The organism is Staphylococcus sp. NWU MKU2 (genome assembly GCF_033283605.1).
GTDB classification, from domain to species: domain Bacteria; phylum Bacillota; class Bacilli; order Staphylococcales; family Staphylococcaceae; genus Staphylococcus; species Staphylococcus haemolyticus.
Window position 1 is genome coordinate 57,166 of record NZ_JAVSMH010000009.1, and the last position, 14,548, is coordinate 71,713.

At 33.0% G+C, this 14,548-nt stretch carries 11 protein-coding genes and 3 pseudogenes; all 14 read left to right on the forward strand.

Going from position 1 to position 14,548, the window contains the following annotated elements:
* The first annotated feature begins 109 nt into the window (after nt 1–109).
* The 14 genes and pseudogenes from ylqF (at nt 110) to codY (ending at nt 14,439) form a co-directional block, all read left to right on the forward strand.
* Nucleotides 110–994: a ribosome biogenesis GTPase YlqF gene (gene ylqF, locus SBL15_RS11280; RefSeq protein ID WP_107611438.1), complete on the forward strand. Its 885-nt coding sequence runs from the start codon at nt 110–112 to the stop codon at nt 992–994.
* Nucleotides 978–1,745, forward strand: coding sequence for a ribonuclease HII (locus SBL15_RS11285; protein ID WP_053017079.1), 768 nt, complete (start codon nt 978–980; stop codon nt 1,743–1,745). Before ylqF ends, SBL15_RS11285 begins: the two co-directional genes overlap by 17 nt.
* A gap of 111 nt (nt 1,746–1,856) precedes the next feature.
* Nucleotides 1,857–3,023: an ADP-forming succinate--CoA ligase subunit beta gene (sucC, locus tag SBL15_RS11290; RefSeq protein WP_053017080.1), complete on the forward strand. Its 1,167-nt coding sequence runs from the start codon at nt 1,857–1,859 to the stop codon at nt 3,021–3,023.
* A gap of 21 nt (nt 3,024–3,044) precedes the next feature.
* Entirely contained in the window at nt 3,045–3,950 is a 906-nt protein-coding gene (sucD, locus tag SBL15_RS11295; RefSeq protein ID WP_011275953.1) for a succinate--CoA ligase subunit alpha, read from the forward strand.
* Nucleotides 3,951–4,204: 254 nt separating this feature from the next.
* Nucleotides 4,205–4,279: pseudogene (locus SBL15_RS13030) on the forward strand (hypothetical protein); the annotation flags it as partial.
* A gap of 123 nt (nt 4,280–4,402) precedes the next feature.
* A pseudogene (locus tag SBL15_RS11300) lies at nt 4,403–4,646 on the forward strand (CHAP domain-containing protein); the annotation flags it as partial.
* A 30-nt stretch (nt 4,647–4,676) separates the two neighbouring features.
* Nucleotides 4,677–5,905 (forward strand): annotated as a pseudogene (locus tag SBL15_RS11305) (aminoacyltransferase).
* A gap of 219 nt (nt 5,906–6,124) precedes the next feature.
* Entirely contained in the window at nt 6,125–6,991 is an 867-nt protein-coding gene (gene dprA, locus SBL15_RS11310) for a DNA-processing protein DprA (protein WP_317956012.1), read from the forward strand.
* 178 nt (nt 6,992–7,169) lie between these two features.
* On the forward strand, nt 7,170–9,239 hold the full coding sequence (gene topA / locus SBL15_RS11315; RefSeq protein ID WP_037537327.1) for a type I DNA topoisomerase: 2,070 nt from the start codon (nt 7,170–7,172) through the stop codon (nt 9,237–9,239).
* Between the two features lie 23 nt (nt 9,240–9,262).
* Nucleotides 9,263–10,570 (forward strand): FADH(2)-oxidizing methylenetetrahydrofolate--tRNA-(uracil(54)-C(5))-methyltransferase TrmFO, encoded by a 1,308-nt coding sequence (gene trmFO, locus SBL15_RS11320; RefSeq protein ID WP_037537326.1) that lies wholly within the window; start codon nt 9,263–9,265, stop codon nt 10,568–10,570.
* Nucleotides 10,571–10,771: 201 nt separating this feature from the next.
* Nucleotides 10,772–11,635 carry a tyrosine recombinase XerC gene (xerC, locus tag SBL15_RS11325; protein ID WP_267920078.1) on the forward strand — a complete coding sequence of 288 codons (864 nt, stop codon included), beginning with the start codon at nt 10,772–10,774 and terminating at the stop codon, nt 11,633–11,635.
* Nucleotides 11,636–12,181 (forward strand): ATP-dependent protease subunit HslV, encoded by a 546-nt coding sequence (gene hslV / locus SBL15_RS11330; RefSeq protein WP_011275947.1) that lies wholly within the window; start codon nt 11,636–11,638, stop codon nt 12,179–12,181.
* Nucleotides 12,182–12,240: 59 nt separating this feature from the next.
* A complete protein-coding gene (gene hslU, locus SBL15_RS11335) occupies nt 12,241–13,644 on the forward strand; it encodes an ATP-dependent protease ATPase subunit HslU (protein ID WP_317956017.1) in 1,404 nt (467 codons plus the stop codon).
* Between the two features lie 21 nt (nt 13,645–13,665).
* Nucleotides 13,666–14,439 (forward strand): GTP-sensing pleiotropic transcriptional regulator CodY, encoded by a 774-nt coding sequence (gene codY, locus SBL15_RS11340; protein ID WP_011275945.1) that lies wholly within the window; start codon nt 13,666–13,668, stop codon nt 14,437–14,439.
* Nucleotides 14,440–14,548 lie beyond the last annotated feature (109 nt).

Sequence of the window (14,548 nt, forward strand, 5' to 3'; positions counted from 1 at the left end):
ATGAATGATAAAATAAATGATGAACTTAGAAAAAAAGTGGCTCTCAAATAAAAATTCAATTATAATCAACAGGTTGAATTAAAATATATCGAAAGTAAGGTGACAATTAATGGCAATTCAATGGTATCCAGGACATATGGCAAAAGCTAAACGAGAGGTAACAGAACAATTAAAAAAAGTAGATGTTGTATTTGAATTAGTTGATGCACGTATTCCATATAGTTCTCGTAACCCAATGATTGATGAAGTAATTAAACAAAAACCACGCGTAGTTATTCTTAATAAAAAAGATATGTCCAATTTAAATGAAATGCAGAAATGGGAACGCTTCTTTATAGATAAAGGATATTATCCTGTGTCAGTAGATGCTAAGCATGGCAAAAATTTAAAAGGTGTAGAAACAGCAGCTATAGCAGCAACAAAAGAAAAATTTGAACGTGAGAAAGCTAAAGGACTTAAACCTAGAGCAATTAGAGCAATGATTGTTGGCATACCTAACGTTGGTAAATCAACATTGATAAATAAATTAGCACGTAAAAATATTGCACAAACTGGTAATAAACCAGGTGTAACCCAACAACAACAGGGGATTAAAGTTGGGCAATCTTTACAATTATTAGATACACCTGGAATTTTATGGCCTAAATTTGAAGATGAAATTGTTGGTAAAAAATTAAGTTTAACAGGCGCAATAAAAGACAGTATTGTACATTTAGATGAAGTTGCTATCTATGGTTTACAGTTTTTAATTAACCATGATATAGAAGGTTTTAAGCAACATTATAAGATTGATGTACCTGCAGATGCTGAAATATTAGAATGGTTTGATGCAATTGGACGTCGACGTGGACTTTTACAAAGAGGCAATGAAGTAGACTACGAAGCGGTTATTGAACTGATAATTAATGACGTTAGAAATGCCAAAATTGGAACATACTGTTTTGACTTATATTCAGAAATGAAGAGTGAATTAGATAATGACACAAACAATTAATGAAGCAAAGCACATATTGTCTGAAATTAACTCAATTAAAGTTTTAGAACAACATGAATTAAATCAAGACGCTCGTAAAGGGGTACAACAAGCTATTACAAGACGTCGTAAACAACTTTTTAAAGAACAAGAAATTTTAGACCATTACAATACAATGAATAAATTTGAAAATGAGTTGCTGAATAACAATCCTCAAGCATTAATCTGTGGTATTGACGAGGTTGGACGTGGTCCGCTAGCAGGTCCTGTTGTTGCATGTGCAGTAATTTTAAATGAAGGGCATCGCTATTTAGGACTTGATGATTCTAAAAAAGTAACAGCGAGTAAAAGACAAATACTTAATAAAAAGCTTAAAGATGGGGTATTGGAGTATGCCTATGGTTTAGCTAGTCCTGAAGAGATCGATGAATTGAATATATATAATGCAACTAAAGTAGCAATGAATCGAGCTTTGAGTCAATTAGTAAATCGTCCAGATCATTTATTAATAGATGCAATGTCTTTAGATACAACAATTCCTCAAACATCTATTATTAAAGGCGACGCAAAGAGTGTGTCTATTGCTGCAGCAAGTATAATGGCAAAAGAGTACAGAGATGCTTTAATGAAAGAGATTGCAGATGAATATCCAGGATATGAATTTGAGAAAAATGTGGGTTACGGAACTAAAGCACATTTAGAAGGCCTAAATAAACTTGGTATTACACCGTATCATCGTAAAAGCTTTGAACCAATCAAATCTATGACGTAATTATTTGAATTTTAAATTAATTGCAAAAAGTGGAACACTTTCAGTTTACAATAGCGCTTTCATTTTCTATAATTATAACTGAACTTAACCTAAGAAGTAGGAGGATGGAAGATGAATATCCACGAGTATCAAGGTAAAGAAATATTTCGTTCTATGGGCGTAGCTGTTCCAGAAGGACGAGTTGCATTTACTGCTGAAGAAGCAGTGGAAAAGGCTAAAGAATTAGACACAGAGGTTTATGTGGTTAAAGCACAAATCCACGCTGGGGGTAGAGGTAAAGCAGGTGGAGTTAAGATTGCTAAATCATTATCTGAAGTTGAAACTTATGCCAACGAATTATTAGGTAAACAATTAGTTACACATCAAACTGGACCTGAAGGTAAAGAAGTTAAACGTTTGTATATTGAACAAGGTTGCGATATTCAAAAAGAATATTATGTAGGTTTTGTAATTGACCGAGCAACTGATCGTATTACTTTAATGGCTTCAGAAGAAGGCGGTACAGAAATTGAAGAAGTAGCTGCTAAAACACCAGAAAAAATCTTTAAAGAAACAATCGACCCAGTTGTAGGTTTATCACCTTATCAAGCGCGTCGCATTGCTTTTAATATTAATATTCCAAAAGAATCTATTAATAAAGCAGCGAAATTCTTAATTTCTTTATACAATGTATTTATCGAAAAAGATTGTTCTATCGTTGAAATTAACCCATTAGTTACTACTGGTGAAGGTGAAGTTTTAGCTTTAGATGCTAAAATCAACTTCGATGACAATGCATTATTTAGACATAAAGATATCCAAGAATTACGTGATTTAGAAGAAGAAGATCCTAAAGAGATTGAAGCATCTAAATATGACTTATCTTACATTGCATTAGATGGAGATATTGGTTGTATGGTTAATGGTGCTGGTTTAGCGATGGCTACAATGGATACTATTAATCATTTTGGTGGAAATCCAGCTAACTTCCTAGACGTAGGGGGCGGCGCTACAAAAGAAAAAGTTACTGAAGCATTCAAAATCATCTTAGGTGATGACAATGTTAAAGGTATCTTTGTAAACATCTTCGGTGGAATCATGAAATGTGATGTTATTGCTGAAGGTATCGTAGCAGCAGTTAAAGAAGTTGAATTAACTTTACCATTAGTAGTTCGTTTAGAAGGTACAAATGTAGAACGCGGTAAAGAAATCTTAAACGAATCAGGTTTAGCAATTGAACCAGCAGCTACAATGGCTGAAGGCGCTCAAAAAATTGTTAAGCTTGTTAAAGAAGCGTAAGGAAAGGATGGGAACACTAAGATGAGTGTATTTATAGATAAAAATACTAAAGTAATGGTACAAGGTATTACAGGGTCTACTGCCCTTTTCCATACAAAACAAATGCTTGATTATGGTACACAAATTGTTGCAGGGGTAACACCAGGTAAAGGTGGACAAGTTGTTGAAGGCGTACCTGTATATAATACTGTTGCTGAAGCTAAAGAAGAAACAGGTGCTAACGTATCTGTAGTTTATGTTCCGGCGCCATTTGCAGCAGATTCTATTTTGGAAGCAGCAGATGCAGATTTAGATATGGTTATTTGTATCACTGAACATATTCCTGTTGTTGACATGGTTAAAGTTAAGCGTTACTTAGAAGGAAGAAAAACACGTTTAGTTGGACCAAACTGCCCAGGTGTTATTACTGCTGATGAATGTAAAATTGGTATCATGCCAGGATACATTCATAAAAAAGGTCATGTAGGTGTTGTATCACGTTCTGGTACGTTAACTTACGAAGCGGTTCATCAATTAACTGAAGAAGGCATTGGTCAAACTACAGCTGTAGGTATTGGTGGCGACCCTGTCAACGGTACTAACTTTATCGATGTACTTAAAGCGTTTAATGAAGATGAAGATACTAAAGCTGTTGTAATGATTGGTGAAATCGGTGGTACTGCTGAAGAAGAAGCGGCGGAATGGATTAAAGCTAATATGACTAAACCGGTTATTGGCTTCATTGGAGGTCAAACAGCCCCTCCAGGTAAACGTATGGGTCACGCTGGTGCGATTATTTCTGGCGGTAAAGGTACTGCAGATGAAAAAATTAAAACATTAAATGAATGTGGTGTTAAAACTGCGGATACACCTTCAGAAATTGGTACTACATTAATCGAAGCAGCTAAAGAAGCTGGTATTTATGAAGAATTATTAACAATTAAATAATCATCATCAAAATTTAAATTGATTTTATTATTCAAGACCTGATTTCTAATATTGGAAATCAGGTCTTTTGTTTAATTTATTATAAGTTATTAATAATTATTAAAGTCAAAGTCGAAGTTAATATATGTATAAGATTAATTAAATAAATTATTTATAAAATGCATTTAGTTTATTACAAATAAGATATATAATAATGGTGTATTGATAAAAAGAGTGAGCATCAAGAATAAAACATCATATCATAAAATTTTTCTATTCGAAAAATAACTATCGGTATAGTGTGTTTTGTAGTAGGTTCTTTATTTTTTATTAATCACAATTATAATGCATATGCAAGTGAGATAAAATCTAACGATAAAGTAGTAATAACTTCACAGGATGATTTTAATAAAAATATAGTTATGACAAATGAAACAAGTTCTAAAAACCAATATGAAAATGTGAAAATTGAATATAAAAACACTCCTACTTTTGAAGCTAAACCTGGAGATGTTGTTGTTTTTAGTGGAAGATATGGTGGTGGATTTGGACATACAGCAATAGTGTTGAATGGTAATTATGATGGTAAACTCATGAATTTTCAAAGTTTAGATCAAAAAATGGAATTTAGGTGGTTATAAAAAAGAAGTAGCACATCGAGTAATACATAATTATGACTACGATATGATTTTTATAAGACCTAATAAAGTGGCATAAATGAATTTGAGAAAAGGGAGTATGAATGATTTGATTTTTACAACTTTAGAATTAAATGAATTTGAAATTTTTATGAGAAATAATTTTTCGCATTATACTCAGATTGAAGAGTTATATAAATATAGGAAAGCTCGAAATTTAGGGGTTCATATTGTCGGTGTCAAAGAAAACGGTAACGTAGTTGCTGCCTGTTTATTAACTGATGCTCGTATATTTAAGGTGTTTAAATACTTTTATACCCATCGAGGGCCAGTGATGGATTTTACTAATTTAGCGTTAGTTGAATTTTTCTTTAAAAAATTAACGCATTATGTACGTATGCGAAGAGGTGTTTTCATACTAGTTGACCCTTATGTCTTGGAGAATATAAGAAGTGCTGATGGTGAGATTATAGAACACTTTAACAATAAACAGTGGTTTAAGGTGATGAATAAATTAGGATACCAGCATCAAGGTTTTACAACTGGCTATTCAGCTATGAGTCAAATAAGATGGCATTCTATATTAGATTTAAAAGATAAAAGTGAACAACAATTATTAAAAGATAGTCTTATCAAACTAGACGTAACATTATGAAGACAATTGAAATGGGTGTGCAAATTAAAACTTTATCAATTAAAGAAACGAATTGATTTTATCGACTGTATCACATGGCTGAAGAAAAACATGGCTTTCATTTTCAAGAAGAACCTTATTTCAAACAAATGCTAGAAATTTATGGTGATAAAGCATGCATGAAGTTAGCTTATATCGATTTAAATAAGTATATAAATTTATTAAAGCGACGAGCATTAGAATTAGAAGAGAAAATGACTGAAATTAAACAATTATTAAAAGTGAATGCTAATTCAAAAAAGACAAAAACAAAATATCACCAATTAAATCAACAACTAGAGAGCCTTAATAAAAAAATTGCAAAAACTGAACAATTAATCGTTACGGATGGTACATTACTTGATTTAGCTGCTGCATTGTTTATTTATAACAATCACGAAATGTACTATTTATCAAGTGGTTCTAATCCTAAATACAATGAATTTATGGGTGCCTATTGTCTGCAATGGGATATGATACGCTACGCAAAAGAGAAAGGCATAGAGCGATATAATTTCTACGGCATAACTGGCGACTTTGGTGAGGATGCAGAAGATTATGGTGTCCAACAATTTAAAAAAGGATTCAATGCGTTTGTAGAAGAATATGTTGGTAATTTTATTAAGCCAGTAAATAAATTGCTCTATAAATTATATCAAAAGTAAGTGAATTGATTTTTTTAGTGCTAAGGTAACAAAAATTTAAAGTAATCTGGGACTTTTAGGTCTCAGATTTTTGTGTAAAATAAGCATGAAGACTGTTTACATAATTCAATATTAAAATTACTCATTAAAAGTTATTAAATTTTATCCATCAAATGTCTTTTAATTGAAATGTGATATACGACATAGTTGTCTTATAATGTTTTTAAAGGAGACGACTTCATGACTAACAACAACATGTTACTTTTGAAATTAATTTGGTTAGGTTATACGACCCAACACATTCATCATTTATTAAAATTAAATCCTGATTTTTTTAAATTCTCTTATACTGATCAATTAGATACAATAAGAAATTGGGACAGAATGTTTCATAATGATGATTTTATTGATAAATTTAATAATTTAAATGAAAAAGATATTTTGTCACTTTTGCAGAATCACAAAGTAAGTTTTACAACACCGTTTAACACTAATTATCCTCGACTGCTAAAAGAAATTTATGATTATCCGTTTGTCTTATTTTACCAAGGTGACCCCCGTTTATTAAGATCCTCCAATACATTAGGTGTGGTGGGCACAAGAAATGCAACAGAATACTCAGCTAAAGCCATGCAATACTTATTTCCTAAATTTAAACAAATTCCACTAACTATTATTTCCGGTTTGGCAAAAGGTGCTGATAGCATTGCACATCATTTTGCTATAGAGTATCAATTACCTACTATAGCTGTTTTAGGTTTTGGTCATATGATGCATTACCCTAGAGAAACGCAAAAATTACGCAACATAATTGAAGAAAAAGGTTTAGTTATTAGTGAATATCCGCCATTCACTAGTGTTAGGCGATATCACTTTCCGCAACGCAATCGTTTGATAAGCGGTCTTTCACAAGGGGTTTTAATAACTGAAGCAAGTGTTAGAAGCGGTAGTCAAATTACAATTGATTGCGCATTAGACCAAAATAGAAATATATATGTATTACCAGGTTCAATATTTAATCCACTAACTAAAGGTAATTTGAAACGAGCTCAAGAAGGGGCGATGATTGTAACCTCAGCTGATGATATCCTATGTGATTATAAATAGATATCAGTAATGATTCATTCTAGAGTAATAAAAATCTATATTTAATTCTAATTGATAGCTAAAAATAATATTAAAAAGCGTTTAAAATGCACGTTAATAGAATTTAAACATTGACAAAAACAAAATTGACCGTTTATCATTTATCTTTAGTAATTGAAATAGCAAGGGGGAATTCACTTTGGCAGATAATTTAGTCATAGTTGAGTCGCCTGCAAAAGCGAAAACCATTGAAAAATATTTAGGTAAAAAATATAAAGTTATAGCTTCTATGGGACATGTTAGAGATTTACCAAGAAGTCAAATGGGTGTCGATGTAGAAGATAATTATGAACCGAAATATATTACGATACGCGGTAAAGGTCCAGTTGTTAAAGACTTAAAGAAATATGCTAAGAAAGCAAAAAATGTCTTTCTTGCGAGTGACCCTGACCGTGAAGGTGAAGCGATTGCTTGGCATTTATCAAAAATTTTAGAACTTGATGATTCAAAAGAAAACAGAGTAGTATTTAATGAAATTACAAAAGATGCGGTAAAAGAAAGTTTTAAGCATCCTCGTGGCATAGAAATGGATTTAGTCGATGCACAACAAGCACGCCGTATATTAGATAGATTAGTTGGATATAATATTTCACCAGTATTATGGAAGAAAGTGAAAAAGGGGCTGTCTGCAGGGCGAGTTCAATCTGTAGCTTTAAGATTAGTAATAGATAGAGAGAATGAGATTCGTAACTTTAAGCCTGAAGAGTATTGGTCTATAGAAGGTGAGTTTAGATATAAGAAATCTAAATTTACTGCTAAGTTTCTTCATTATAAAAATAAACCATTTAAATTAAAAACAAAAAAAGATGTTGAAAAAGTTACAGCTGAATTAGATGGAGACAAATTTGAAATTACAAATGTTAATAAAAAAGAAAAAACTAGAAATCCTGCTAATCCATTTACCACTTCAACATTACAACAAGAGGCAGCTCGTAAATTAAATTTCAAAGCGCGTAAAACTATGATGCTCGCGCAACAATTATATGAAGGTATTGATCTAAAACGACAAGGTACAGTTGGATTAATCACATACATGAGAACTGACTCTACACGTATATCACAAACCGCTAAAGACGAAGCGAAACAATATATTGAAGATAAGTATGGTAAAGATTATCTTTCTAATAGAACTGCTAAGGGTAAACAGGGTGACCAAGATGCCCACGAAGCAATTCGACCAACAAGTACTTTACGTACACCTGATGAAATGAAAGCATACTTAACTAGAGATCAGCATCGATTGTATAAATTAATATGGGAAAGATTTGTAGCAAGTCAAATGGCACCAGCAATTTTAGATACTGTTGCTTTAGATGTTACCCAAAACAACATTAAATTCCGAGCTAATGGTCAAACAATCAAATTCAAAGGTTTCATGACGCTTTATGTAGAAGCCAAAGATGATAAAGATAATGAAAAAGAAAATAAATTACCTAACTTGAGTAAAGGTGATGAAGTGACTGCAACTCAAATTGAACCAGCGCAACACTTCACTCAGCCACCTCCACGTTATACAGAAGCACGTTTGGTTAAAACGTTAGAGGAATTAAAAATTGGTAGACCTTCTACCTATGCACCTACGATTGACACAATACAAAAACGTAATTATGTAAAACTTGAAAGTAAACGATTTGTACCTACTGAATTAGGTGAAATTGTATATGAACAAGTAAAGGACTATTTCCCTGAAATAATTGATGTAGAGTTTACTGTTAATATGGAAACGCTATTGGATAAGATTGCTGAAGGAGATATTGGCTGGAGAAAAGTAATTGATAACTTTTACGGAAGTTTCAAATTAGACGTTGAACGTGCTGAGGAAGAAATGGAAAAAGTTGAAATTAAAGATGAACCTGCTGGCGAAGATTGTGAAGTTTGTGGCTCTCCTATGGTTATTAAAATGGGACGATATGGTAAGTTTATGGCGTGCTCAAATTTCCCAGACTGTAGAAATACGAAAGCAATCGTGAAAACTATTGGCGTAACATGCCCTAAATGCAAAGATGGAGATGTCGTTGAAAGAAAATCTAAGAAAAATAGACTTTTCTATGGTTGTTCAAACTATCCTGAATGTGACTTTATTTCTTGGGACAAACCTGTTGGTCGTGATTGTCCTAAATGTAATCATTATTTAATGGAACATAAGAAAGGACGCAGTTCACAAGTTATTTGCTCAAACTGTGACTATAAAGAAGAAGTTCAAAAATAGATAATAAATTAAGGAGGAAAACCATGAGTCAAACTGTAAATATAGTTGGCGCTGGACTAGCTGGTTCAGAAGCCGCTTATCAATTAGCTCAACGAGGTATCAAAGTGAATTTGATTGAAATGCGCCCAGTTAAGCAAACGCCAGCACACCATACTGATAAATTTGCAGAATTAGTATGTTCTAACTCACTACGAGGCAATGCATTAACAAATGGTGTGGGTGTATTAAAAGAAGAAATGAGAAGATTAGACTCATTAATTATCTCTGCTGCTGACAAAGCAAGAGTTCCTGCTGGTGGTGCATTAGCAGTTGATCGACATGATTTTTCTGGTTATATTACTGAAACTTTAAGAAATCATCCTAATGTTACTGTTATTAATGAAGAAATTAATAGTATCCCTGAAGGATACACAATTATTGCTACTGGTCCATTAACTACAGAAAATTTAGCTAAAGAAATCGTAGATATTACTGGTAAGGATCAACTTTATTTTTATGATGCAGCTGCTCCAATTATTGAAAAAGAATCGATTGATATGGATAAAGTTTATCTAAAATCACGTTACGATAAAGGTGAAGCAGCCTATCTTAATTGTCCTATGACAGAAGAAGAATTTAATCGCTTTTATGATGCAGTACTTGAAGCAGAAGTTGCACCAACAAATGAATTTGAAAAAGAAAAATATTTCGAAGGATGCATGCCTTTTGAAGTAATGGCTGAACGTGGACGCAAAACACTATTATTTGGTCCTATGAAACCTGTTGGTCTTGAAGACCCAAAAACAGGCAAACGTCCATTTGCTGTCGTTCAATTACGACAGGATGATGCAGCTGGAACGCTATATAATATTGTTGGTTTCCAAACTCATTTAAAATGGGGCGCACAAAAAGAAGTAATTCAACTTATCCCTGGTTTAGAAAATGTTGATATCGTACGATATGGTGTGATGCATAGAAATACATTTATAAATTCTCCAGATGTATTAAATGAGAAATATGAGTTGATTAAAGAAGATAGAATTCAATTCGCAGGTCAAATGACTGGTGTTGAAGGATATGTTGAAAGTGCAGCAAGTGGACTTGTTGCTGGGATTAACCTAGCTCACAAATTACTTGATAAAGGTGAAGTTATTTTCCCTAGAGAGACAATGATAGGAAGTATGGCTTATTACATCTCACACGCTAAAAATGAAAAGAATTTCCAACCTATGAATGCTAACTTTGGTTTATTACCCTCACTTGAAAAGCGTATTAAAGATAAAAAAGAGCGTTACGAAGCACAAGCTAACAGAGCGCTCGAATATTTAGAGAATTATAAGAAAACACTATAAGTATAGTGATTGAACTAGAATAGAATTGATTTCGAATTCATTGTTTTAGTCTCACGTTCAAGTTATTTCAATCTTTTAAGTAATTCTCAAAAGATTTTGAATTCTATAGCTAATTAATTTAGTCCCCTTCATGTTATATGCTACAATGCATATGATGGAGGGGATTTTTAAGTGGAAGAAATCCAAGTTACATTCTTAAATATGCTCAAAGTTGAGAGAAATTTCTCCGCCCATACGTTAAAATCATATCATGATGATTTAGTACAATTTAATCATTTTTTAGAACAAGAATTACTAAATCTAAGAACATTTGAATATAAAGATGCTAGAAATTATTTAAGCTATTTATATTCACAAAATTTGAAACGTACTACTGTATCAAGGAAGATTTCAACTTTAAGAACTTTCTATGAGTTTTGGATGACACAAGACGAGACAATCAAAAATCCTTTTGTACAACTCGTTCATCCTAAGAAGGAGAACTACTTGCCACAGTTTTTTTATGAAGAAGAGATGGAAGCATTATTCGAAACTGTAGCAAAAGATACTAAAAAAGGATTACGGGATCGCGTTATTCTAGAATTATTATATGCAACGGGTATACGTGTTTCTGAACTAGTGAATATCCAACTTAAAGATATTGATATGTCTTTACCTGGTGTGAAAGTACTAGGAAAGGGAAATAAGGAACGGTTTGTTCCGTTTGGAGAATTTTGTCGTCAAAGCATTGAACAATACTTAAGCGAATTTAAGCCTATACAACATACCAAACATTCATTTTTATTAGTTAACATGAATGGCGCCCCTATAACAGAGAGAGGCGTTAGGTATGTTTTAAATGATGTTGTTAAACGTACAGCAGGGGTTACGGAAATTCACCCCCACAAATTAAGACATACGTTTGCAACACATTTACTTAATCAAGGTGCGGATTTAAGAACGGTACAATCTTTGTTAGGACATGTTAATCTTTCGACAACTGGAAGATATACACATGTTTCTAACCAACAATTACGTAAAGTGTATTTAAATGCACATCCTCGAGCGAAAAAGGAGAGTAAATAAATGAGTAAAACATCATTACATGCAACAACTATTTATGCCGTTAGACACAACGGTGAAGCAGCGATGGCTGGTGATGGACAAGTTACACTAGGTGAGCAAGTTATCATGAAGCAAACAGCGCGCAAGGTCCGCAGATTATATGAAGGAAAAGTGTTAGCTGGATTTGCTGGTAGTGTAGCTGATGCCTTCACTTTGTTTGAGAAGTTTGAAACAAAATTGCAACAATTTAGTGGTAATTTAGAGCGTGCAGCTGTTGAACTAGCTCAAGAGTGGCGTGGTGATAAACAATTACGTCAATTGGAAGCTATGTTAATTGTAATGGATAAAGATGCAATATTAGTAGTCAGCGGAACTGGAGAAGTCATTGCACCTGATGATGATTTAATTGCGATTGGCTCTGGAGGCAACTATGCTTTAAGTGCTGGAAGAGCATTGAAGCGTCATGCAAGCCAATTATCTGCTAAAGAAATGGCTTACGAAAGTTTAAAAGTTGCATCTGACATTTGTGTGTTCACAAATGATAATATTATAGTGGAAACACTATAACTTTTAAAAAATATGGAAATGAATATAAATGGACGTTAATTAGGTTGGAGGTAAAATATATGGATGCAAACGGTATAAAATTAACACCTAAAGATATCGTATCTAAATTAGATGAATATATAGTTGGGCAAGATGATGCTAAACGAAAAGTTGCCATTGCTCTTAGAAATCGCTATAGAAGAAGTTTGCTTGATGAAGAAACCAAACAAGAAATCGCACCTAAGAATATTTTGATGATTGGTCCGACTGGTGTTGGTAAAACTGAAATAGCAAGACGTATGGCTAAAGTTGTAGGAGCGCCATTTATTAAGGTGGAAGCTACTAAGTTTACTGAAGTAGGATACGTTGGACGCGATGTTGAGAGTATGGTTCGTGATCTAGTCGATGTAGCTGTAAGACTTGTTAAAGATCAAAAGAAAGATTTGGTTAAAGACGAAGCAGTTAATAAAGCTAATGAAAAGTTAGTTAAATTACTTGTGCCTAGTATGAAGAAAAAAGCGTCAAATAATAGTAATCCTTTAGAGTCATTACTTGGTGGTGCAATTCCAAACTTTGGTAACAATGATGATGAAGAAGAGGAAACACCTACAGAAGAGATTAAAACTAAGCGTTCAGAAATCAAAAAACAATTATTAGATGGTAAACTTGAAGAAGAGAAAGTTAGAATTAAAGTAGAACAAGATCCAGGTGCACTAGGCATGCTCGGTACAAATCAGAACCAACAAATGCAAGACATGATGAATCAACTCATGCCTAAACGTAAAGTTGAGCGTGAGGTACCAGTTAAAACAGCTCGTAAGATTTTGGCTGATGATTTTGCCGATGAATTAATTGATCAAGAAACTGCAAATCAAGAAGCGCTTGAGTTAGCAGAACAAATGGGTATTATCTTCATCGATGAGATCGATAAAGTAGCAACGAATAACGCTAATAGTGGTCAAGATGTTTCAAGGCAAGGTGTACAACGAGATATCTTACCAATTTTAGAAGGTAGCATGATTCAAACTAAGTATGGTACTGTAAATACTGAACATATGCTGTTTATCGGTGCTGGCGCGTTTCACGTATCGAAACCAAGTGATTTAATACCTGAATTACAAGGACGCTTCCCAATTAGAGTAGAATTAGAAAGTTTAACTGTTGACGATTTTTATAGAATATTAACTGAACCTAAGCTATCACTCATCAAACAATATGAGTCATTGCTTCAAACAGAAGAGGTCACTGTGAACTTTACTAAGGAAGCGATTACAAGATTAGCTGAAATGGCATATCAAGTTAACCAAGACACTGATAATATTGGTGCACGTCGTTTACACACAATCTTAGAGAAAATGCTTGAGGATTTATCTTTCGAAGCCCCTAGCATGCCAAATGCTGTAGTAGATATAACACCACAATATGTTGATGATAAGTTGAAATCTATTTCAACAAATAAAGATTTAAGTGCATTTATTTTATAATATAAATAAAGGAGAAATTTTATGAGCTTATTATCTAAAACTAGAGAATTAAATACACTATTACAAAAACATAAAGGTATAGCGGTCGACTTTAAAGACGTTGCTCAAACAATTAGTAGCGTTACAGTAACGAACGTATTTATTGTTTCACGTAGAGGTAAAATTCTAGGTTCAAGTTTAAATGAACTTTTAAAAAGTCAAAGAATTAACGAAATGTTAGAAAGTAAACACATTCCTAGTGAATATACAGAACTATTAATGGACGTTAAACAAACTGAATCTAATATTGATATTGATAATGAATTAACTGTATTCCCACCTGAAGATAAAGAAGTATTTAGTAGCAGTCGTACAACTGTATTTCCAATACTTGGTGGCGGCGAAAGATTAGGAACATTAGTACTTGGTCGTGTTAAAGATGACTTTAACGAAAATGATTTAGTATTAGGCGAATATGCTGCAACTGTTATTGGAATGGAAATACTTCGTGAGAAACATAATGAAGTTGAGAAAGAGGCACGTGATAAAGCGGCAATCACTATGGCAATTAATTCATTATCTTATTCTGAAAAAGAAGCAATTGAGCATATTTTTGAAGAATTAGGTGGTAATGAAGGCCTATTGATAGCTTCAAAAGTAGCAGATAGAGTAGGTATCACTCGCTCAGTAATCGTGAACGCGTTACGTAAACTTGAAAGTGCTGGTGTAATCGAATCACGATCCTTAGGGATGAAGGGTACCTTTATTAAAGTTAAAAAAGAAAAATTCCTTGATGAATTAGAACGAAATAAATAATTATGATTTAAATCGATAATGCAATAACCAACGTTCAACTGTTGCAAGTATATATTATTTGTAACAGTTTTTATTATGAAAAATGTGTATAGCATTATTTCTTTAGTGA